Annotated in this window: 24 protein-coding genes; 15 read left to right on the top strand and 9 right to left on the bottom strand. The window is 49.3% G+C overall.

Annotation, left to right across the window (positions count from 1 at the left end; translation table 11 throughout):
* The first annotated feature begins 24 nt into the window (after window positions 1-24).
* From ACP5SG_RS00680 to aat, 13 genes are all read left to right on the top strand, one after another.
* Window positions 25-549, top strand: a complete 525-nt coding sequence (locus tag ACP5SG_RS00680; RefSeq protein ID WP_428121025.1) for a (Fe-S)-binding protein — start codon at window positions 25-27, stop codon at window positions 547-549.
* A gap of 165 nt (window positions 550-714) precedes the next feature.
* Window positions 715-1,389, top strand: coding sequence for a response regulator transcription factor (locus ACP5SG_RS00675; RefSeq protein ID WP_237887912.1), 675 nt, complete (start codon window positions 715-717; stop codon window positions 1,387-1,389).
* Window positions 1,370-2,839, top strand: a complete 1,470-nt coding sequence (locus ACP5SG_RS00670) for a sensor histidine kinase (RefSeq protein WP_428121021.1) — start codon at window positions 1,370-1,372, stop codon at window positions 2,837-2,839. Before ACP5SG_RS00675 ends, ACP5SG_RS00670 begins: the two co-directional genes overlap by 20 nt.
* Before the next feature lie 115 nt (window positions 2,840-2,954).
* Window positions 2,955-4,619 carry an ArnT family glycosyltransferase gene (locus tag ACP5SG_RS00665; protein WP_237887908.1) on the top strand — a complete coding sequence of 555 codons (1,665 nt, stop codon included), beginning with the start codon at window positions 2,955-2,957 and terminating at the stop codon, window positions 4,617-4,619.
* Complete coding sequence (locus ACP5SG_RS00660) at window positions 4,616-4,987, top strand: EamA family transporter (protein ID WP_237887906.1); 372 nt, start codon at window positions 4,616-4,618, stop codon at window positions 4,985-4,987. Before ACP5SG_RS00665 ends, ACP5SG_RS00660 begins: the two co-directional genes overlap by 4 nt.
* On the top strand, window positions 4,987-6,177 hold the full coding sequence (locus ACP5SG_RS00655) for an aminotransferase class I/II-fold pyridoxal phosphate-dependent enzyme (RefSeq protein WP_237887904.1): 1,191 nt from the start codon (window positions 4,987-4,989) through the stop codon (window positions 6,175-6,177). Before ACP5SG_RS00660 ends, ACP5SG_RS00655 begins: the two co-directional genes overlap by 1 nt.
* Window positions 6,178-6,190: 13 nt before the next feature.
* Window positions 6,191-7,138, top strand: coding sequence for a glycosyltransferase (locus tag ACP5SG_RS00650; protein WP_237887902.1), 948 nt, complete (start codon window positions 6,191-6,193; stop codon window positions 7,136-7,138).
* The gene (locus ACP5SG_RS00645) at window positions 7,131-8,855 is read left to right on the top strand and encodes an ArnT family glycosyltransferase (RefSeq protein ID WP_428121013.1); all 1,725 of its coding nucleotides are present in this window, start codon (window positions 7,131-7,133) and stop codon (window positions 8,853-8,855) included. Before ACP5SG_RS00650 ends, ACP5SG_RS00645 begins: the two co-directional genes overlap by 8 nt.
* Entirely contained in the window at window positions 8,855-9,790 is a 936-nt protein-coding gene (locus ACP5SG_RS00640) for a formyltransferase (RefSeq protein WP_237887898.1), read from the top strand. The genes ACP5SG_RS00645 and ACP5SG_RS00640 overlap by 1 nt, the downstream gene beginning before the upstream one ends.
* Window positions 9,791-9,834: 44 nt before the next feature.
* The gene (locus ACP5SG_RS00635) at window positions 9,835-10,893 is read left to right on the top strand and encodes a bifunctional UDP-4-keto-pentose/UDP-xylose synthase (protein WP_237887896.1); all 1,059 of its coding nucleotides are present in this window, start codon (window positions 9,835-9,837) and stop codon (window positions 10,891-10,893) included.
* Between the two features lie 157 nt (window positions 10,894-11,050).
* Window positions 11,051-12,007, top strand: coding sequence for a polysaccharide deacetylase family protein (locus ACP5SG_RS00630; RefSeq protein ID WP_237887894.1), 957 nt, complete (start codon window positions 11,051-11,053; stop codon window positions 12,005-12,007).
* Between the two features lie 10 nt (window positions 12,008-12,017).
* Complete coding sequence (rnhA, locus tag ACP5SG_RS00625) at window positions 12,018-12,506, top strand: ribonuclease HI (protein WP_424661282.1); 489 nt, start codon at window positions 12,018-12,020, stop codon at window positions 12,504-12,506.
* Between the two features lie 13 nt (window positions 12,507-12,519).
* On the top strand, window positions 12,520-13,239 hold the full coding sequence (gene aat / locus ACP5SG_RS00620) for a leucyl/phenylalanyl-tRNA--protein transferase (protein ID WP_237887890.1): 720 nt from the start codon (window positions 12,520-12,522) through the stop codon (window positions 13,237-13,239).
* 6 nt (window positions 13,240-13,245) lie between these two features.
* Here aat and ACP5SG_RS00615 read toward each other — a convergent pair whose 3' ends face one another.
* From ACP5SG_RS00615 to ACP5SG_RS00575, 9 genes are all read right to left on the bottom strand, one after another.
* Window positions 13,246-13,821, bottom strand: coding sequence for a flavodoxin family protein (locus ACP5SG_RS00615; protein WP_237887888.1), 576 nt, complete (start codon window positions 13,819-13,821; stop codon window positions 13,246-13,248).
* A 92-nt stretch (window positions 13,822-13,913) separates the two neighbouring features.
* On the bottom strand, window positions 13,914-15,110 hold the full coding sequence (locus ACP5SG_RS00610) for a deoxyguanosinetriphosphate triphosphohydrolase family protein (protein ID WP_237887887.1): 1,197 nt from the start codon (window positions 15,108-15,110) through the stop codon (window positions 13,914-13,916).
* A 125-nt stretch (window positions 15,111-15,235) separates the two neighbouring features.
* A complete protein-coding gene (locus ACP5SG_RS00605) occupies window positions 15,236-15,715 on the bottom strand; it encodes a hypothetical protein (protein WP_428121004.1) in 480 nt (159 codons plus the stop codon).
* A gap of 153 nt (window positions 15,716-15,868) precedes the next feature.
* Window positions 15,869-16,987: a glycosyltransferase family 4 protein gene (locus tag ACP5SG_RS00600; protein ID WP_428121001.1), complete on the bottom strand. Its 1,119-nt coding sequence runs from the start codon at window positions 16,985-16,987 to the stop codon at window positions 15,869-15,871.
* Window positions 16,984-17,814 (bottom strand): lipopolysaccharide kinase InaA family protein, encoded by an 831-nt coding sequence (locus tag ACP5SG_RS00595; protein WP_237887881.1) that lies wholly within the window; start codon window positions 17,812-17,814, stop codon window positions 16,984-16,986. Before ACP5SG_RS00595 ends, ACP5SG_RS00600 begins: the two co-directional genes overlap by 4 nt.
* A complete protein-coding gene (locus ACP5SG_RS00590) occupies window positions 17,814-18,578 on the bottom strand; it encodes a methyltransferase domain-containing protein (protein ID WP_237887880.1) in 765 nt (254 codons plus the stop codon). Before ACP5SG_RS00590 ends, ACP5SG_RS00595 begins: the two co-directional genes overlap by 1 nt.
* Window positions 18,575-19,261 carry an alpha/beta fold hydrolase gene (locus tag ACP5SG_RS00585; RefSeq protein WP_428120997.1) on the bottom strand — a complete coding sequence of 229 codons (687 nt, stop codon included), beginning with the start codon at window positions 19,259-19,261 and terminating at the stop codon, window positions 18,575-18,577. The genes ACP5SG_RS00590 and ACP5SG_RS00585 overlap by 4 nt, the downstream gene beginning before the upstream one ends.
* Complete coding sequence (gene bioF, locus ACP5SG_RS00580) at window positions 19,258-20,424, bottom strand: 8-amino-7-oxononanoate synthase (protein WP_237887876.1); 1,167 nt, start codon at window positions 20,422-20,424, stop codon at window positions 19,258-19,260. Before bioF ends, ACP5SG_RS00585 begins: the two co-directional genes overlap by 4 nt.
* Window positions 20,425-20,488: 64 nt before the next feature.
* Window positions 20,489-20,830: a cytochrome c3 family protein gene (locus ACP5SG_RS00575; protein ID WP_428120994.1), complete on the bottom strand. Its 342-nt coding sequence runs from the start codon at window positions 20,828-20,830 to the stop codon at window positions 20,489-20,491.
* Window positions 20,831-20,966: 136 nt separating this feature from the next.
* Here ACP5SG_RS00575 and ACP5SG_RS00570 point away from each other — a divergent pair, with 136 nt between their 5' ends.
* Complete coding sequence (locus ACP5SG_RS00570; protein ID WP_424661280.1) at window positions 20,967-21,794, top strand: purine-nucleoside phosphorylase; 828 nt, start codon at window positions 20,967-20,969, stop codon at window positions 21,792-21,794.
* Window positions 21,782-22,654 (top strand): amidohydrolase family protein (locus ACP5SG_RS00565; RefSeq protein ID WP_428120989.1); only part of this gene is annotated, 873 nt, incomplete at its 3' end. The genes ACP5SG_RS00570 and ACP5SG_RS00565, both read left to right, overlap by 13 nt.

The raw sequence follows: 22,654 nt of genomic DNA, 5'->3' as shown, positions 1-22,654 counted from the left end.
TCTCATAAAAAAAGGGGGAGTCGCATGGAAGAGTTTGTAAAATATACAGAACCCGTACTCGAAGCCGTGGCCTGTCATGTAGACAAGGCCTGCTACAAGGCAAAAATAAAGACAGAAAAAGACCTGTCGCCCGTCATGCCCTATGTGAACGCTGAGGCAAGGGTGATATCGTTTGACCCTGAAGGGCCGGTGATCATCTTCAGACTCGGCAGGTACAAAGTTGCTTTAAGGCCTTATGAACTGGCCGTTGCAACCGTACCTGACCTCATCGAAGGCAGAGAGGCTGTATCGAGTGCCGTAAATTACCTAAATGCCCTGTGGGAAAGGCGGGGGGCGATCACCCCTGACAATCGGGAACGTAAACGCCCTCAGGCGTTCGATATATACAAACTACTTCCAAAGACCAACTGCAGGGCCTGTGGAGAGGCATCATGTCTGGCGTTTGCAACAAAGCTCGCCCTCGCCGAACTCGATATTGACTCATGCATCCCTTTGAATGAAGACACCGAAGCCAAGGAGCGCATCACTAAACTGGTTGAAGGCGGTTGACACTTAAAGATGAAAAGGTCCCCATCTCCAAAGAGACGTAAAAACTCTGAATCCATATATCAGTGACAGGCCTGCCTGCTGCAGGCGGGTATACTACAAATCCCGGCGCGCATAGGAATGACACATTAAAAAAATAAAAATATACGATGCACATTAATTGAAATCATGAGAATACTGGTTGTTGAAGACGACGAGAAGATCAGCTCTTTTGTAGCATCCGGCCTGAAACAAGCTGGTTTCGCAGTGGACCAGGCGCAAGACGGCGATGAAGGCCTCCATTTGGCGTTGACCGAACCGTACGACGCAGCTGTAATAGACATAATGCTGCCCAACCTTGACGGCCTGTCTCTTATCGAAGAGATGAGACATAGGGGCGTCAACACACCAGTTATAATATTAAGCGCCAAACGATCAGTTGAAGACAGGATTAAAGGGCTTGAGACAGGCAGCGACGATTACCTCATCAAACCATTTTCATTCTCTGAACTCCTTGCCCGCGTACAGGCCCTTATCCGTAGGCATACAAGGTCACCAAAACCTGCTACCCTCACCGTTGGTGACCTCTCTATGAATATACTCACTCGTGAGGTAAAAAGGGGGGAAGTAAAGATAGAACTTCAACCCAAAGAATTTTCGCTCCTTGAATATCTAATGCGCAATGCGGGCAGGGTCGTCTCGAAGACCATGATACTCGAACACGTGTGGGACTACAATTTCGACCCACAGACAAACGTGGTTGACGTAATGGTCTGGAGACTCAGAAACAAAGTGGACAAAGACTTTGAGAAAAAATTGATCCATACCATTCGCGGCGTAGGTTATGTCCTTAAAAATTCCTGAGATATTGAAGATGCCGAGGGCGATAGGCTTCAGGCTGACCCTTTGGTATTCATCTATATTCCTCATCAGTTCACTCATAATATTCGGAATAGCCTACGTGCTCCTTACCTCTGCTATTGAAGACGACAACCGAGGTATTATCGAAGATGAACTCAACGAATACAACCTGGCATATAAAATCGAAGGCTGGAGGGGTATCATAGACAAGATCAGGCTCGAACAGGCCAAAGATAAGGCCTCGACCTTCTTTGTAAGGATAGCCGACGCAAAAAACAAAACCCTATTTTTAAACATACCAAGGCCGTACAACACACTTTACAACACACTTAAAGATGAAATTGAAAAAAATATCCCGCAAAATAAAAAGGGTTGGCTGTTTATAAAACTAAGACTGAAGAGCGAGGGCGAAGAAGACACCATCGAAACCGCCTACAGCCGCCTTGCCGACGGAACTATCATAGAGGTAGGGAGAAGCCTGGATGCTAAAGAAGATCTGCTCGAAGAATTCCAGATTATATTCGCCTGCATCATAGCCTCGACCGTCATGCTCAGCCTAATAGGCGGGGGTTTCCTTGCCTTCCGTACCCTGCGGCCCATCAGGGACCTAATCTCCACCGTAAAGACAATAGGCAGCGGAAAAATAAGCGCGAGGGTGCCGTCCCGCAATACAGGGGATGAATTGGACGAGCTTATCAGGCTCTTTAATGAGATGCTGAAGAAGATTGAGACCCTTGTAAACGGCATGAAAGAGGCCCTCGACAACGTAGCCCACGACCTTAGGACCCCCATCACTCGCATCAGGGCCGTGATCGAGACTACACTGGCAGCTGACAACGACAAGGAAAGGCTACGTGAGGCCCTTATGGATTGCGCAGAGGAGGCGGAGCGCATATCCTCCATGCTCAACACCCTCATGGACATCTCGGAGGCCGAGACAGGGACGTTAAGGCTCAGATTCGAGGATTCAGATGTTGGCCGCATCATAAAAGACATAGCTGAACTCTATCAGTACGTAGCGGAAACCAAGGGTATAAGCATATCGGTGACGGCACCTAAGGGTCTGCTGGCTCGGATCGATCCAAATCGGTTCCGCCAAGCCATAGCCAATCTGCTCGACAATGCGATCAAATACACAGAAAAGGGCGGGAGTGTCTTCATAAACGCTGACAAGACTGAAACAGGAAAGGAGCTCATCATCTCCGTCAAAGACACAGGTGCCGGAATAACTCAGGATGACTTGCCGAGGATATTCGACCGCCTATTCCGTGCGGATAAAAGCCGTTCACAAAGAGGTCTAGGGTTGGGTCTCAGCCTTGTGAGGGCGGTGATTCATGCCCACAGGGGAAGAATCGAGGTCAAAAGCACGCTCGAAAAGGGATCAACTTTCATTATATTCATACCGGCTGGAGAAGGCCCTATCATATCTGGCGCTTCAGGGGATCTCGCTTGAATCATTACCGATTTTTAATCTTGCTGGAAACAATTGTTAATCTCTGGCCTGTATAATTATTAATGATTTTGTCATCAGAAAAACTAAATGGAGGCAGGCCCTGACGCTATTCAGTTTGGATTCATCCGACTATGAAAGGGATAATAAAGGACCATGGCACATCATTGTCGCCGTCGCAGCCTTCGTATTATATATCTGGACTGCACCACTCAGGGACCTCTACGGCTTGGAGGCCAGGACTGCACTCATAGCGCGCGAGATGCTCGAAAGAGGCCTGGGCTTTTTCCCAACCGCTTTCGGCAATATCTATCCGGACTACACCCCGCTCTATTTCTGGCTTGAAGCAGTCTTTTCCATGCCCACCGGACATATCTCGACACTCAGCGCTGTATTGCCAAGCGCCATCTCTGCTGCAGGTCTCGTGGCCATTACGTCCAAGCTCGGTTCAAAGGTCTCAAGACGTGTAGGTCTTTTCTCGGCCGTGATACTTGCATCTAACCCCCAGTTCTGGCAAGAGGCAGCCCATGCGGCGATCGATATGCTGCTTGCATTTTTTGTCGGCCTTTCTATCCTATACCTGTTTTCGAAGGATAAAAATCTACTACAAAATAAGAAAATCAACTTCAGGCATTATTTATTCGTCGCCCTTGCCATATCCCTTGCGTTCCTGACAAAAGGTCTAATAGGGGTCATTCTGCCGTTGGCCATCTGGGGCGGGTATCTAATCCTGAGTGGCAGATTCAGGGATCTCTTGCCCTTTTTCATCTTCATCGGGTTATTGGGTGCGCTCTTGATGGGGGGTGAACTTCTTTACGCCTGGCATACCGGCGGAACAGCACTTGCACAAAAGATACTGACCGCCCAGGTGACTGGAAGGGTTGGGGAGGAGGCGAATAAACCTGCATATTACTACGCTATATTTTTAGCCCAGGGTATAGGGCCCTGGTGGATTTGGATAATTTCGTGGGGGATTATGACGTTCAGATCAAAGGCGTCAGGCGCAAGATCGTTCGTCATTGGCGTTTCCGAAAATAATATCTTACGGCTTTCATTGGCCTGGCTTTTCTCGGTCCTTTTGATCTTTAGCCTCGCAAGCTCAAGACATGGGAGATATCTTGTGCCGCTCCTGCCGGCGCTTTCGATCCTCATTGGCATGGCCGTCCAAAATGTGGTAAACACGCCCATCCCAAGACATAATAGGCTATATCTCCGACTTGCCGGCATCGTCTTGGCTGTTTTGTTGATTGTCGGCCTTGTATGCGTATTCAGGCCGCCATTTGGCCTTGCCGTGCCGACCTTCATGGTTTTAATATGGTTGTCGGTGGTCATCGCGGGCTGGCTTTTAATTATAAAACGAGCAAGTCTTGAGACGGTGCTCCCGTCCATGACCGCACTCATCCTGGCATGTGGGATTTCAGGATACGAACTCATCTTTGAGCCCGCTTTATCCAAGGCCGAATCAGGAAAGAGTTTTGTAATGGACGCCGAAAGGGATCTGAAAAGACCGATGCAAATAGTCCTCTATGGCATAAAACAAGATGGTGATGGTGTCAAATACGCCCTGTTCAGCAAAACACTGTCAAAAGACATCTTGTTTATACCGAAGTCCGTAAAAGACCTTAAAAGATATATGCTTCCCACAAAATTTATTATGGTTGGATACAAAAAAGACATACTTGAACTTGAAGAAAGGACTCGACACACCCTTGCATTTACTCAGACCGCCATAGGCCACATCCACAAAAAGGAGGTCACGGCTGTAACCGTAAGGCAATTATGAACAGATATCTGCCGATCATTCTGCTTGGGGTATTTCTCAATGCATTCGCCCAAATCGCCCTGAAACAAGGGATGCGTACAATAGGAGAATTCACTTTTTCAATGGAAAATCTGATCCCGATAGGAGTAAAAGTGGCATCAAGCCCCTATGTGCTCCTTGGGCTCTCCTGTTATGTCATAAGCCTTGTGGTCTGGCTCCTCGTCCTTTCAAGAGTCGATGTAAGCTTTGCATATCCATTTTTAAGCGTAGGCTATATAGTAGCTGCGCTATCCGGCATGGCGTTTTTCGGGGAGGCGGTCGGCCCAATGCGATGGGCTGGCATAATTACCATCTGTCTCGGGGTATATCTCATAACAAGGAGCGGCTAATGACATCAAATAGACCGACAAGGGAAGATTTTTTGCCGTTTTCAAGACCTACAATAGGCGAAGAAGAGATAAGCGAGGTAATCGACAGCCTCCGCTCAGGATGGCTCACCACTGGACCGAAGGTACTCAAGCTTGAAGAAGCGTTTATGGAGCTTACCGGTGCAAAGGCTGCGATTTCAGTAAACTCAGCCACTTCGGGGCTACATTTGGTGCTCAAGACGCTTGACCTTGGTCCTGAAGACGAGGTTATCACAACACCCATTACCTGGCCATCCACGGTAAATACCATCGAAATCTGCGGGGCAAGGCCTATATTCGCTGATGTGGACAAGGAGACGCTCCAGATCGACCCTTACGACGTCGAGCGTTCAATCACTCCAAGGACAAGGGCTGTAATCCCGGTGCATTTCGCAGGTGCGCCGTGCGACATGGACGCCCTTTCTGAGATATGCAAAAGGTATAGGCTTTATCTCATAGAAGACGCGGCCCATGCCGTAGGAACTGAATATAAAGGCCGTGTCATCGGAAACAGCAAAAATGGCTCGGATGCCGCTGTCTTCAGCTTTCATGTGATCAAAAACATAACCACAGGTGAAGGTGGAATGATAGTCTGCAACAATGAAGAACGTTCTGCCAGGATGCGCAGACTCAGGTTTCACGGCATATCAAGGGATGCATGGAGGCGCTACTCAAAAGGCGGCAGCCCCCAGTATGAGGTGGAAGAACCAGGCTTTAAATACAATATGATGGATATCCAGGCCGCAATCGGCATACATCAACTTAAAAAATTGGAAAAATTCAATGAAAAACGGGCCAAGCTCGCATCAAATTACAGAAAGCTCCTTGCCGATGTTCCCAGAATAACGCCCCTTGGGAGTGTACCATACAAACACAGACATACATGGCACCTTTTTGTCGTCAGGCTTGAGATAGAGGCCCTTACTATAGACAGAGATCAATTCATCCTGGCGCTGCAGGAAGAAAACATCGGAACCGGCCTGCATTTTCCAGCCGTGCATCTCCAAAGATACTACCGCGAACACTATGGTTTTCAAAAAGGGATGCTCCCCAACGCCGAATGGAACAGCGAGCGCCTGTTTTCACTCCCACTATATCCGACGCTTGAAGAAAATGATCAGGCTGATGTGATATCGGCTATGAAACGTATAATCAAACGATATGAGAGATAGCTAAAGACGAAACATGGCAAGCGAAACCAAACCAAAGGTATCCGTGGTAATTCCATTCTATAATGAAGAGGCAAATGTAACGGCCCTGTTAAAGAGGCTCTTCGATACACTCAATACCATCCCAGAATCATGGGAGGTGGTTTGTGTAAACGACGGCTCAAGGGATGCCACATTAAAACTCCTCCTTGAGGAGAAGAAACGGCGCAAAGGCATGGTGGTAGTAGATCTGGCGAGAAATTTTGGGCAGCATTCAGCTGTCATGGCAGGCTTCAGGATCTCGCGCGGGGAGTGGGTCGTCACCCTTGACGCAGACCTCCAAAACCCACCAGAAGAGGTACCAAGACTCCTCGACGCATTCAGAAAGGGCCATGACCTAATCGGAACAATAAGGCAGGGCAGGAAAGACACCTTGTTCAGGAAATTCGCATCCCGCATTACAAACAAACTTACGACAAAGATGTCGGGCATATCGCTTCAAGATTTCGGCTGTATGCTAAGAGGCTACAGCCGCGAGGTGGTGAATGGGATACTTTCAAATCCAGAATATCGAACATTCATACCTGCCCTCGCCACTTTTTTCGCCAGGAATCCGGTTGAGATACCTGTCAGACATGAAGAACGGGCGGGCGGGCGCTCTAAATACTCACTCATGAAACTCCTGGGTCTTCAGCTTGACCTGATGCTTGGCTTTTCCATGTGGCCGTTGAGGATACTCTTTTTTGTGGGTGCGGCAGTCGCCGCCTTGGGTCTCTTTTTGGGCGCGTTTATACTTGCCATGAGGCTATATTTCGGCGCCGGTTGGGCGGCAGAAGGGGTCTTCACCTTGTTTGCCGTACTTTTTTTTATTGTCGGCGGCCAGTTCTTTGCACTCGGCTTGATCGGGGATTATATAGGCCGCATATTCCAGGCAGTAAGGGGCCGGCCGGGTTATGTGCTTAGGGAGATATACCGCAATGAATAACACGATAGCGATAAGGACGAAAAAGGACTATTTTACGGCCGTTTTTTGGGCCGCCGCGGTGATCATACTCTTCTGGGGGTTGGGCGGAAGAAGCCTCTATGTAGCAGAAGGACGCTGGGCCGAGATAGTACGCGAGATGTTCATAAAACACGACTTTTTCCATCCTACCGTCAATTGGGAACCCTATTTTGATAAACCGCTTCTTAGCTATTGGCTAATAGCCCTTGCCTCTTTTATTACAGGCGGACTCAATGAATGGGCCTTGAGGCTTCCAAGTGCTATTGCAGGGGCATTGAGCCTTTGGGCCGTCATGGACCTCGGCAGGAGGTTGTGGTCAAGGGAAACAGGCCTGGTGGCTGGATGGATACTCTTGACCGCCTATGGCATGATATTTTGGTCCCGTACCGGGGTCAGTGACACAGAAAATCTGGCAGCCTCCATCCTGGCAGTAGCATGGTATTGGTCAAGACGGGATGGCCTTGAAAATATGAAGGGCATGGATGCCTTTTACATCTCCATCGTCTTCTATCTCATATGCTTTATCGGGGCGCACACAAAGGGCCTGACCTCAGTAGTGATACCGATGATCGCCATCGCCCCCGATCTATTAAGACGGGGTCGCTGGAAGGCCATCTTTACGCAAGGGCACATCCTGGCCCTTATGATCGGGCTTGCGATATATCTCTCTCCTTTTGTCTATGCGACAATTACAGCGAAAAACTACAGCGAAAACGGATTGTTTATGGTATTCAAAGAAAACATCCAGCGTTTTTTCGAACCATTTGACCATAAAGAGCCTTTTTATGTCTATTTTTACTATCTCCCGCTGCTCTTCATGCCATGGAGCCCACTCTTGATAGCGGCGCTGGCAAAGACAACCGCCTCATGGAAACGACTAGACGAAAAAACGACGTGGCTTATTACTGTATTTTTTCTAATATTCCTTTTTTTTACTGCATCAGGCTCAAGGCGAAGCTACTACATCCTGCCCATATTCCCCTTCTCAGCCCTGCTGGTTGCAGTATTTCTTGAAAAGACAGGGGAAAACGGTTTTAAAAAGACTGCACTGCTCATTCAGACATGGATTGTCCTCGCCGCCTCATTTATCGAGGTCTTAAGCCCTGTTATATTGCCCATACTTGAAAGATTCACTGGGTTTTATACCCCATCTGCGTTCAAGATCGCGACGGTATTAATCGGACTCATGGCCCTTTTACCCCTGTTTTTAAGACGTATATTACCTGAAACGCTCAAGTCCCTCACAGGCATCGCCCCAAAGACCGCCGCAGTTTTGTTAAGCACGGCGATAATCATGGGCGGCCTTTTTTGCATACAATTTAATATGCTCGACAACTACAGAACAGAAAGGGCATTTGTGGAAGATGTCCGCCAAAGGCTGCCCAATATATCGCAAGGCTCTGTCGCATTCTATCCGAAGACTATAACCAACCTGGTATTTTATCTAGACATGCCAGGCCCGATCAAGATATTGAAGGATAAAAATGACGTCAGCGCCTTTCTAAATGGGGGCAATGGGGATAAACTTATTATTACTACCCAGAGATATGCCAATGAACTATCCGGTATTATCTTTGGCACAAGTAGTGCAGCGAGAGGACCTGACATCAGGGAATCCGTCAACCCGTGGGAAACGAGCAAGGGGAAATTGATGGCTAAACATGTGGCCTGGTTTATAAAAGGCCAAAGGGGTAAGTGATGTCGGTAGTGCTTTTCGGTTACCACAATATGGGGTGTGTCGCCCTAAAGGCCTTGAAAGAAACCGGCGTGGACGTTTCGGCAGTGATAACCCATCAAGACAACCCCAATGAAAACATATGGTTTGAATCTCTCAGGGCGATGGCTGGATCGATGGGCATACCTGTCTACCATCCTGACGATGTAAACACGCCTGAGTGGGTGGGATTCATCCGTAGGCTTTCACCGGACGTCATACTTTCCTGCTATTATAGAAATATGATAAAAGAAGAGATCCTCGCTATTCCGAAGATAGCCGCATTAAACCTCCACGGCTCGCTCCTCCCAAGATACCGCGGCAGATGTCCGGTGAACTGGCAGATAATCTTCGGCGAAACCAAAGGAGGGGTCACGCTGCATCATATGGTAAGGAAGGCGGATGCAGGCGACATCGTAGCACAAAAAGAAGTCGATATTTCGGAGACCGATACGGCCTTCACCTTGTTTAAGAAGATGGAGGCTGCGACCTACGAACTCCTTAAAGAATTTATACCTAGGGTCCTGGACGGCACGGCGCCACGGACACCACAGGATCACAGCCTTGCCACATACTTCGGCGGGAGACGTCCGGAGGATGGTATAATTGATTGGAATCTACCGGCCCGTGACATATACAACCTCATAAGGGCGGTAACCTGGCCTTATCCAGGGGCATTTTCATTCCTAAACGGCAAAAAACTCATAATCTGGTGGGCTGAACCATTGAGCGACATGGAGCTTGGACTTATCCCGGGCACGATAAAGGTTGAAGGATGCAATGTATTCGTACAGACAGGTAAGGGCATTCTTCGTCTGGTTAACGCCAGCGAAGATGATATACCGCCTAATAAATGCCCTGATGTCCTAAAATTGGTCAGAGATGGAGACAGATTCATAATCAAATACAGCCTTGGATAGACCAATCTATTACATATAAAAATCTAGCAAACGGAGAACTTGAATTGAAGATCTTAATTGTCGGCGTAAACGGTTTCATAGGAAGCCACCTTGTCAGACGCATCCTGGCCGAGACTGAGTGGGAGGTATACGGAATGGATCTCTCCTCCGACAGGCTGGGCAGACTCATACACGATCCGAGGTTCCATTTCCTTGAAGGGGATATCTCCATCAACAAGGAATGGATCGAATACCATATAAAAAAATGTGATGTATGCCTACCGCTCGTGGCCATAGCCACACCAGCCTCATATGTCAAGGATCCGCTCGCGGTTTTTGAGTTGGACTTCGAGGAAAATTTAAGAATCGTACGCCAATGCGCCAAATACAAAACGAGGGTCATCTTCCCCTCTACCAGCGAGGTGTATGGCATGAGCCAAGATCCCATATTTAATGAAGAAACAAGCCTATTGGTCTATGGGCCAATACACAAACAACGCTGGATTTATGCCTGCGCCAAACAGATGATGGATCGGGTTATTTGGGCGATGGGAAGGGATCGGGGGCTCCAGTTTACGCTCATCAGGCCATTCAATTGGATAGGCCCTGGCCTTGACAGCCTCACTACACCGAAAGAGGGAAGCTCACGTGTGGTGACGCAGTTCCTTGGGCACATACTGAGGGGTGAACCAATAACTCTAGTTGACGGCGGACGCCAAAGGCGCTGCTTTACATATGTCGATGACGGCCTGGACTGTCTGATCGAGATATTAAAAAATAAAAATGGAAGATGCGACGGCCAGATATTCAATATTGGCAACCCGAACAATGACTATTCTGTGCGAGAACTTGCGGAGACCATGATAAAGGTCGTCAGAGAATTCCCGTCCCTCGCCGCCCTTGCCGACAAAGTCGAGTTTCGGGAAGTGCCTGCCGAGGTCTATTACGGACCTGATTATCAGGACGTAGGTTATAGGGTGCCCGACATCACTCGTGCACATACGGTCCTCGGCTGGACGCCTAAGATCGGCCTCGAAGAGGCCCTTAGGCGTACCATCTCTGCCTATGTGCTCGACCAGAGCAATGGGACTGTAAAAGACCTCGGTACGCTGGATGAGGCCTGACTACCTCTAAAACCCATACTTTAAAAGGACCCTTGCTCGATCCGTCCTTCCAAGAGGCCCCCTATAGCCTAATTGATATACGGCCTTCCGGCGAGAGGCATCTTGACACAGACGTGCCAGACAAACCATGAAAAAGGTGTGCAAGGATATTTTTTGAATGGATCTTAAACTTAAAAATACCGGACGAGGCCGGTTGCTTGCCCTAAAGATAGACGTTGATACACATGACGGTATGGCCAAGGGTGTACCGAAACTCCTCGACATCTTAAACAAGGAAGAGATAAAGGCTACCTTCTGTCTCTCGTTCGGACCTGACAATGCAGGGAAGGCTATCTTTAGGCTCTTTAACGACCCGCTGTTTCTGAAAAAGATGCTAAAGACAGGGGCCCCGAGGCTCTATGGCCTGAGGACCATTCTTTCAGGGACACTTCTACCTGCCAGGCCTATAGCAATTGCATTTCCTGATCTTGTCAGAAGAATCGAGGCCGATGGACACGAGGCCATAGTTCATGCCTGGGATCACAGAAAATGGCAGGATAGACTTACTGATATGACGAGCGAGGAGATTGCCCGCGAATTTGACAGGGCATTCTCCGCATTTCAAGATATACTGGACAAACGGCCTGAGGCGGTTGCAGCCCCAGGCTGGCAGGTTACACCCGAAAGCCTCGAGATCCAAGACGAACTCGGCCTTTTATATGCAAGTGACCTGAGGGGAGGCGAACCGGCAAGGCTATCGATAGGCGACAGGATATTCAAGACCCTTCAAATCCCATCTACAGGCCCATGCATCGAGGAACTCCTGACCATAGGTATACGTGACAATGAAGACCTATTCAAGGCCATCCTGCGCCAGATATACAAGGCAAAATACCCGGTGATCCCGATACATGCAGAGGTTGAAGGCGGACCGTTCAGCAGATTTCTCATCCGTCTCCTTCGAATGCTCAAGACCAAATACAATATCGTCAGACTCAAGGACATGGCAGCTATCTTGCTTGGCGGTACAGTGCCGATTCGTGAACTTTCCTTTATGGAGCTGCCGGGCCGGGCCGGAACGGTCGCCACATCAATAGGACCAGAGGCGCTCAGAGAAATCTCCGAACAAAGTTGATGGCTGATAGATGAATGACGTCATTTTTATCTTTACCGACGGTGCCTGCTCAGGAAACCCAGGGCCAGGCGGATGGGGTGCAGTCCTCAGATCAGGGGGACACGAAAAGAAATTGTCCGGCTGGTCGAGTCATACCACAAACAACAGGATGGAACTCCTTGCCGCCATAAGGGCGCTCGAGGCGATCAAGAGACCATCCCGCATCGTCATGATGACCGACTCGCAATATCTCAAACAAGGCATCACTGAATGGATCCACCTCTGGAAAAAGAGGGACTGGAAGACCGCATCGGGGAAACCGGTAAAAAACAGCGATCTCTGGAAAGCGCTTGATGCGCTTTGTAATGTCCATGACATCCACTGGGAATGGGTCAGAGGACACAATGGTCATGTCGAAAACGAGATTGCAGACGGCCTGGCGACCAATGCGATAAAAACCGGACTGGCCGGCGTACTTGAGGAAGATCCCGCCGGGCTGCCGACAGAAGGTCTGAAATAAAAGGGATAGGGAGATGCCGGTCTATGTGCTTGGAAACGACCCCGTCTTTCCGCCGCCAGAATCGGCCAGATCCGACGGGCTGCTAGCTATAGGCGGAGATCTTGACCCGCAGAGGCTCATTGCGGCCTACAGACTGGGCATATTCCCATGGTACAGCCCTGGGGAGCCAATCCTCTGGTGGTCGCCAGATCCACGGCTTGTCCTCAATCCAAAAAGACTTCATGTCTCAAGACGTCTCAGAAGGACAATAAGACAGGCGAAATTCAAGATAACTTTTGACGCCGCCTTTAGCGACGTAATAAGGGCATGCAGGGAGACAAGGATCGAGGCCGGTGAAGGGACGTGGATCAGTGATGAGATGGTCGCAGCCTATACAAGACTCCATAATATGGGTATTGCCCACTCTTCGGAGGCATGGGCCAGCGGCAGACTTGTCGGTGGACTCTACGGCGTGGCGATTGGCAGGGTATTTTTCGGAGAATCCATGTTTAGTACCGAAAGAGATGCATCGAAGGTCGCCCTTGTAACACTTGTGCGCCAACTTGACGCCTGGAGTTTTGAACTCATCGACTGCCAAATGACAACAAGGCACCTGCTGAGTCTAGGGGCAGAAGAAATACCTCGAAAGACCTTCCTTTCAATCCTTGCAAGGCTTGTGGACGCCCCCAACACCGCACCGTTCACACCTGCCGATCAGGCCGCTGGTCTTCCGCCATCAAACCGACGTTATTGATACCGTCTATGGATTGATCCTCTTCAGCAACCATGCCATGTTCCTGCCGAGGTCTTTCATGGTCTGTATACCTTCCGTGTCATTACTTACCTCACCTGGCTGCCTACCCATGCCTATATTCCAATAGCTCGAACCAACAACAATCATCTCGCTGATTGTAAAGAAGAAATTGATCGAATTGAACACGTGTACCGCCCCCGCGCGCCTGGCCGCCACAACAGCAGCACCGACCTTGCGTCTATACATACCGTTATTAGCCCTCCCTACCATGCCGCATCTTTCGATCAGGGCCTTCATCCCGGCGGACACATCGGCGAAATACGTAGGGGAACCGAGCAGTATGCCATCCGCCTTATCCATCTTCTGGATACAGTCATTAACGACATCGTTTTCCACTGCACACCGCCTGTTCTTTTTCTCAAAACATTGATAACATGCGATGCACCCTAGAATCGACCTTCCTGCAAGGGAATAGAGCTCGGTCTCAATGCCCTCGGCTTTAAGTTCCTCGAGCACAACATTCAAGAGAATAGCCGTGTTCCCATCTTTCCTTGCGCTGCCGTTGAATGCCACCACCTTCATACACACATCTCCTATCAGATCGACACAATATTCAGAAGATTCAAAAACTACATTTGTACGCCCGACTGGCGGATGCCAATGCGGGTTACGCCTTAAAACCTAGCGGGGAATGGCCTCGGGATAAGGATATCCTTCCCCATCCTCAAAAAATAAGCATCAGTCATGCCTGCGATAAAGTCCCTTACGATCTCAGGGGGACTGAACGCCTCCCTGTAAGACGGATCCATGCCGTCAAGATAGTCTTTAAATATTACGGATTCCTTACGGTTCAGATTCAAATCATTCAAAAATCGATCAAAAAGTATCCTATAAAGCCATTTTATTTTGTCTGATTCTGTCTTTATCTTTGGATTTTTATAAATGAACTCATAATTAAACTCCTTAAGCATAAAAAGGGCGTCGGCCATCTCTTGGCTGAATGCAATTTCGTCTTTTTCAAGACTATTTGAGATGAGATCTTCAACAAGGCGATAGACTATAGTGCCGTTCGTCTCTCCAAGCGTCTCCCTACACTGCATCGGCACCTGGTCCTTCGTTATGAGGTTTATACGTAAGGCATCTTCGATATCCCGCCCTATATAGCTTATCACATCCGCCATTCTTACAACGCAACCTTCAAGGGTCATGGGTGGACTCAGATCGACGTCAGGATCTGATAATTTTATTGCGATCTCGCGGTCAAGGAACTTAAAGTCCTTTTTTCTCAACGGCTTCAGTGACTTAAGGTGCCTTTCGCCATCATGGCACAAGATTCCGTCCAGGACCTGGCAGCTCAGGTTCATCCCCTTGCCCTTGCGCTCGACATGTCTTAAGAAATGCACGCCTTGCACACTGTGGATAAACGGCGGAATACCGTGCTCTATGCATATCTCTGAGAGATAGCGCTCACCGTCGTGACCGAACGGCGGGTGACCTATGTCGTGGCCGAGCGCGATGGCCTCTATAAGGTCTTCGTTCAGACGGAGCAGCCTGCCGATGGTCCTTGCAATCTTTGAGACGAGCTGGACATGAAGTACGCGGTGCGTGATATGATCATTCGGTATAAGGAAAAAGACCTGCGTCTTGTCTATGTATCTTGTGTAAGAAAGTGAGTGAAGTATCCGGTCGGCGTCGATGGAAAACCACTGCCTGTGGCCGGCGCTTATGCGCTCCTCCTCCATTTCGCGAAAGGCCTCGGTGCTCCTTGCGGCATACGGCGAAAGCCTCTTGTCTTCCTCATAATCCAGTCTTGTTCTCAAATTCGACAGATCAATCATGTCCACTCCCTCAAGACCATGTGAGGTTTTCATGCCCAAGCCCTTGCATAATAAATAATATACCCAAGGTTCGTCGCCTCGCCCTGACATCTCGACTAAAGGCATTACCGTCAGGGAGATATGCCAGCACGATCAGACCAATTGCAACAATGGGCCTTCTATGCCACGGGATGTCTTGCCTTGATTTCCCCGATCCATCTCGCCCAGAATGTGCGGCTTGAAAACAAAAGTCCGGTGCCGATGGCCGTATATACGCCCCAGACAAAACTCGGAGGCAGGGGACTCAGGCGCAGGATACGCCCAAGCATGATCATCGCTAGGATGAGCCCCCAACTCCTAGCACCAAGAAAACCGCCCATACACCTGCCGTCGCCCCTTTCGACTATCCTTTCAAGCACCTTGACTGCAGCCCTGTCCAAGATCAGCCGACCTTTCAAAAGGCCAACCGCTGCCCACGCTGCAAGGAAAACCGGATAGACGGGGCGACCTACGAACCCATTCATGTTCAGTCCACCCCTCAAAAGAAGAAACGTCCCTACCAACGACCACATAAGGCCAGCCAGAAAGAGATTGGTCAAGGCCGACGACCTTGGTGTGTGCGAACAAAACCAGCCGATTATTTCAGGATATCTTGACATATAAAAACCTTTCATGAATCGAAACGGACACTGCAGACGACTCAAATCCCATCTGCCTGCCCTAAATATCTCCCGCTTAATATGAACATAATGGTCTTTATGTCAAGCCGGCCTATAAAACAAACAAGACACACCTACAAAATAAGATGGACATCAGGCAAGGTTGACACCTTTGGTAAGGAAAACCGTCTGCAATGAAGCCATATGGGCCTCCCAACTGTACTTAGCGGCGACAGAGACTGCCTTCCCCCTCAGAAAAGACCTCATGTCGCCTGACAACCCGACAAAACGCCTTAAGGCGCCGTGAATAGCATCGGCTGTAGAGTTTTTGATCACCAGCCATTCATCAACCTCACGGGCCACCTCTGATGCCCCATTGTTCACTGTAGTGAGGGCTGGCGTCCCGCACGCCATTGCCTCAAGGACTGCATTTGCAAACGGGTCATAGAGAGTGGGCAATATAAAGAGATCCGATATGCCGTAAAGTCGGGCCATATCCCTTGTATAGCCAAGCCATCTGACCCTTTTTGAAAGGCCGAGACGCCTTATCTCTGCCTCCATGGCCCTGTCGCTGCAGACACCTGCAATCAAGAGTGCAAAATCACAACAAGAAGAAAGGCTGTCAAGCCCATGGATCAAGGGGGCAAGGCCCTTGCGCCTCAGGTCAGTACCAGCGAAAAGAAACACCGTGATATCAGCTGGCAGCCCCATGGAAAGCCTGACCATCTCTCGTTCGTCTGGCAGCATGGGTGCAAAAAGGCTTGTATCCACACCATTATACACCACATGGACCTTATCCAAGGCCATGTCGTAATAGTGTTCAATCTGTGCTTTTACCATATTAGAATTGACTATGATGGCCCTTGCCTCCTCTATCGCCATCCTCTCCATCCAAAGGAGCATCTTGTGTCTCGGCATGAATCTCCTGAGCCTCCCTGTCCATGGATAACCAAGATCAAGCCAGGCGGCATGAAGTGGATCTGAGATGCGAAGGACATCAACAGGGGCCACTCTAGAAAGGCCATAGGTCAGATCAAAGCCCCCGACCTTCAATATCCTTCTTGAATTGACAAAAAAGCTCAGATTTTTCATAATACTTCCACGGCCCATTACCATTGCCCTTAGAAGACATGCGGAATCTATCTCGGCCCTGTCGGCTACTAATGTCACCTTATGGCCGAGGCTGGAAAACCGGTTGCAGATATTTGCGCAATAGGCCTCGGCCCCGCCTATGTCAAAGCTGCACTCCCTGCGAATGACGGCCAAATTCATCTGGCCGACCCCTTTTTAAGCTTAATGTCGTGCCTTTCAATTCTGGCGATCTTCTTCTGGATCTTTTCCACGATACGCCCATCCTTAAACTTCGGGAGCACAGAAGTATAGGTATCCCAAAAAATATCTGACAGTTCGGCCCATTCCTCTATCTTAAGGACGTTTTTTGAAGAATAGCCGATCTGTGCAAGGTCTTTTATCACCCATGGCAAGATAAGGTGACCCGTCCTTCGCAACCTTTGGAGATCGATCACACCGATTTCGCCAGTTTCTTTGTTCCAAAACAGATGACACAAGTAGAAATCCTGATGGGTGAAACCACAGGCATGAAATCTTGCAGCAAAATCAGCCAACCTCTCTGTCACATTTACCTTATACTCAAATGGAACGTCTCTCTTAAAAAAGTCTTCAAGACGCTCGCCTTCAATCTTTGCTATCACGAGTATTGACCTACCAGAACCGTCAAAACCTATGGCCACGGGCTCAAAACTCTTGAATCCAAGGTCCTTAAGGACGTGCGCGCCCACCCACTCGACGACGCTGCCCTCCAGCCTCGACAATATGGAAGACAATAGACTCTTTTTATAATAACGCTTGACAAAAAGCGTTTTACCGCCAAGCTCCATAGTGGAGATGTCACGACCTGGCTTTTCGCCGAAACGATTGAGCCTGCCCGAATCCCAGAGGGCGTCAAAGCCTAAAATCCCTGCCGAATCAAAAAGAGAGACCCATCCATTGGCCACCTCGAGTCCTTTACGCAAAGGCATGGCAGGATAAAGTGAACCCCCTAAAAACCTTGTCAAAACCTCAAGTACGTGCAAAGACATCAGCTTACTTCACACAAAAAGACCTGATATGAGGCCATTATTGAACCAAACCGTCTCCTATAAAGACCGTCTATAAAAGAGAGCTTAGAGGCAGTAAATCTCAGCGGACGGCCGCCCCTAGAAGATGCAACCCCTGTGGCCTTCAGACTACGAAAGAGAGAGAGTGTGTCCCTATATTCCCTTAACACCACGACTTCCTCCATAGCTGTATGTCTAAAAAGATCGGATATCATGCCCTTCAAACCTGCATAGTCTGGAAAGGCAACAGCTGGGAGCAAAATCCAGCGGCCGAACGCCTCATCCAGCACAGTCTTCAATTCCCAAAGGGTCTTAGGTCCAAAAACTGAAAAGAGTATTGTCCCGCCAGGTCCGAGGAGATCCCTATATCTCACAAGCGCACCAGCCAAATCATCGAACCAGTGAAATACGCTGTTTGCAGTAATCAGGTCAAACGGCCCTGTTATGAATGCAGGAAGGCGCTCCCCATCAGCCACATAAAAACTAATCCTTTGGTCTTTAAATTTCTTCCTCGCCTCCTCCAACATAGCAAGGGATATGTCTACGGCCTCGATCTCGGCTTCTCTAAACGCCTCTGCAAGCATAAGGGTATATCGGCCGGTCCCGCAGCCTATTTCAAGTATATGCCCGAACGATCTCCCTGTCAGCATCGCAATGAGACGCCCTGCAACCTCAAGCTGTACATCGGCATGGGCATCGTAAGTCAGAGAGGCCTTGCTGAATGACCTTTCGACACTGGATTTCAAGACCTGAGAAATCTCCCTCTAAACTCTTGAGATAAAAATGGCAGATGTCCAGCAGCTCTAATGATCTCAATCCTCACCTCCCCGACCATTTCCTTGAAAAACATGGAGTTAAAGGGCGAGATAACATCCCTTGCCCCGTAAAAGAGCCAAGGCCTCTTACTGATACATTGGGCCGCAAAAAGGCTGGATGCGTCTTTTTGCGCAAGATATTCAAGTCCCTTTTTAAGTCCATTTAAATCTATGCGTGACAAATGGATATCAAGCAACTCCTCCTTGAACCACCTATAGTCTTCCTTCTGCCCCAAAAACGCCCTCCTATAGAAACGCCTCATCGCCCCCTCAAAATCCGCCTCAAGATCCCTTTCCTGTGCCAATAGCTCCTCTTTCGCGAAAGATGGACGCAGCGAGACCAATATAAGGCCTGAAACCATCCAGACGTAATCAAGGCAAAAATCAACGGCCTGATACGCCCCCATGGACCAACCAAAAAGCAGGACCGATTGTATACCGTAGGCGTGTAAAAAATCATAGAGTCCACGTGAGATGTCGCCGTTGACAGGCCGGGTCGGAAGGATATAGTTAAATGGGAGATCAAGCCTTGAAAATATCTCCGGCAAAAATCCCCAACCAGGGAGCAACACCAGGGATGCACCAAATCCCTTGTCTATAAAAATGAAATTCACCTTGCCATGGCCTCCACAAGGGCGTCGATGTCTCCTTTTGAATGCCATGCAGTGACAGAGAGCCTGATGCGCGCTGTTCCTCGTGGGACAGTGGGCGGCCTGACGGCCTTTACAAAAAAACCGACGGCCTTAAGCCGCTCGGCAATCCTCACCGCATCTTCGTTCCCTCCAACCATAACCGGGACGATCTGGGAACGGCCGACGACGTCCATGCCCATAGATTGCCGAAGCCTGGTTCTGAGATATCCAGAAATCTCAAGGACCTTAAGTCCCATCGCCCTTTCTTTACTGACAAGTCGAACGGCCGCGATATTGGTGCCTATCACAGACGGAGGTAGTGCGGTAGAGAATATAAATGTCCTTGCCCGATTGATCAAAAACCCCTTCATCGCCTTGGACATAGCCACAAATGCACCATAGCCGCCAAAGGCCTTGCCAAACGTCCCGACCATCAAATCCACATCCCTGGCCTGTGACATCGTCACCAGGCCTTCGCCGTACTCACCAAAGACCCCAACCGCATGGGCCTCATCCACCATAAGAAGGGCGTCAAAATGCCTTTTAAGCTCGATAAGACCTGCAACATCGGCCTCGTCGCCCTCCATGCTGTAAAGGCTTTCAACAAGTATTAAGGCCTTTTTGTGTCTGCCTCTATGTTGCTTCAAAAGACCCTCTAGATGATCAAGGTCATTGTGTCGGAATCTGAAAAGACGCGCGCCTGAAAGGAGTATGCCATCCACCATGCTGGCGTGGATCAGGCGGTCCGCAAAGACCGCATCTCCTTTTCCGCACAGGGCGCTTATCATACCGAGATTTGCAAGATAACCACTCCCAAATAGGAGTGCGGCCTCTGTGCCCTTGAGCCCGGCCACTGCATCCTCTAATTCATGATGAATCTCCATATCGCCGCTCATGAGCCTCGAGGCCCTAGCGCCTGCACCCCATCTTTTCATAGCCTCCATTGCGCCTTCTACAAGGGCAAGATCTTGAGAAATGCCCAAATAATCATTGGATGCAAAGTCGACCAAGGTCCTACCGTTTATTGTGATCCTACCTTGCCCAATGGTCTCAATTGGCTCGAGCGTCCTCAAAAGGTCTGGATCTATTGGTGAATAGAGATATGCCGATCGTTGTTCATCCATTGTGTTTTTATCGTCACCCATAAACAAAGACCCCTTCAGACCGGCATAGCCTGAAGGGGTCTTAGCATGAAAAACTACAATACTGCTACTTCTTGTGGCAGGTTGTGCAGACCTTGCCCTTTGGTACGTTCATCTCAGTGTGACAGGGAAAACACATCTTATCATGGAAATCGTTTTTCATACCCTCTTTCTTTTCAATAGTTACCTTGAGCTTTCCACCCTGTGCAGTCTCATGGCACTTATCGCAGGTAAGCTTGGGATTAGCCTGGTGTTTTGCGTGCGGAAAAATGACCGCTTCTTTGTTGCCCTTAACCCCGAACTTCTCTTTGAGATTTATGTCGGCAGGAGCCTTGTCGCCGGCAAAGGCCAGGACAGGTGCGAATGCCAACAATGACGCTGCTATCAACCCTAATGATTTGACCCTCATCTTTGTAGCGCCTCCTTTAAGATTAAATTTTATAAATTCATAGCAAGCTTTAATCAAAAAAGCAAGGGCTTTTTCAACAAATTTGAATGCATCATTGACTTTGCCCATTCACTCATTTATTCATAATAACGTCATCATGCATGAAACGCTAAACACATCGCTTACTTATTTTAAAAAGACACTCCCTTTAATTCCTGATGTCTGCCTCGTGCTCGGGACAGGGCTTGGCGGGGTAGTAAGGGCCATGGATGTGACCTGGTCGAAGGACTATAAAGACATACCAGGCTTCCCGATCTCGACTTCTCCGACGCACGCTGGCAAGCTCCTTGTCGGTACCATTAACGGGACAAAGGCCGCCCTGTTCCAAGGAAGATTCCATTACTACGAAGGATACTCTGCAAGAGAAGTGGCCATGCCTGTGCAAATCATGGCCCTTCTTGGGGCAAGACTCCTCATCACCTGTAACGCCGCAGGTGGGCTAAACCCAGATCTTATCCAAGGCGACATCATGCTGATCAAAGACCATATAAATCTCATACCGGATAACCCTTTAAGGGGGTCAAACATAGACGCTGCAGGGCCCAGATTTCCAGACCTTTCATGCGCATATCCGAAAGAAATCAGGGAAAAAGTCTTGAGTCTGGCCGAAGGTATGGGGATCAAGCTGAAAGAAGGGGTCTTTGTTGCCGTGCCAGGACCTAGTCTCGAGACAGCTGCAGAAACCAGATTCCTTCGGATGATAGGCGCAGATGCTGTAGCCATGTCCCTTGTGCCTGAGGTGATCGCTGCAGTTCATGCCGGGATGAAGGTCATCGGTCTCTCGGTCATCGCAAATATAAACGATCCTGACAACTTCAGGCCCATCCTGATAGAAGATGTCATCGAGCAGGCGCACAGGGCCGAAGGCCGCCTGGAGCAACTCATAGTAAATATCTTGGAGGAGTGGCGCAATTGGAAAAAGTAGATATCGTCGTTACAGGGGAGCTTCTGGTGACAGACCCCTTCAGCCCGCCTGTAAAAGACGGGGCTGTGGCCGTCAAGGACGGTAAAATCATTGCGCTTGGCCCAAAAAATGGAATAGAGACGGCATTTTATGCCGCAAAACGGATTGACAGACCCAATGGCCTCATAGCCCCAGGACTCATAAATGCCCACACCCATGCAGCCATGACCGTATTCAGAGGCCTTGCAGACGATCTGCCACTCAAGACCTGGCTTGAGGAACACATATTCCCAAAGGAGGCGCGCCTTACGCCTGAGATTGTAGCAATTGGGACAGAGCTTGCCTGTGCGGAGATGATCCGGTGCGGGACCACAGGCTTTGTGGATATGTATCTCTTTGAAGACACAGTCGCATCGGTAGTGGACAGGATCGGGTTAAGGGCCTGGATTGGTGAGGGGGTCTTTGACTTCCCCTCCCCTGCCTTTTCATCAGGCATCGAGGCCCTGAAAGAGACAGGACGGCTTATCTCAAAGTGGCAAGGCCACCCAAGGATTACCATAACCGTTGACCCGCACACCCCCTACACCTGCTCGCCTGATCTCCTTATCAAAGCAAGGGATATGGCTGACAAATATGGGGCCATGACGGTCATCCATCTTGCCGAGACGGACTGGGAGGCGCATGAAATACAGACGAGATTCGGGACCTCACCAGTCTGCCACCTCGACAGGCTCGGTCTTCTGAACGAAAGGCTCCTTGCCGTCCACTGCGTTTCGCTTGATAAAGATGACATAAAACTCCTGGCCAGGAAAAGGGCACGGGTGGCGCACTGCCCTGAAAGCAACCTGAAACTCGCCTCAGGGGTGGCGCCTATTGCGGAG

The sequence above is a fragment of the Dissulfurimicrobium sp. genome (assembly GCF_049968175.1).
In the GTDB taxonomy this organism is placed as follows: Bacteria; Desulfobacterota; Dissulfuribacteria; order Dissulfuribacterales; family Sh68; genus Dissulfurimicrobium; species Dissulfurimicrobium hydrothermale.
This window is presented reverse-complemented; position numbering and strand designations above follow the sequence as displayed.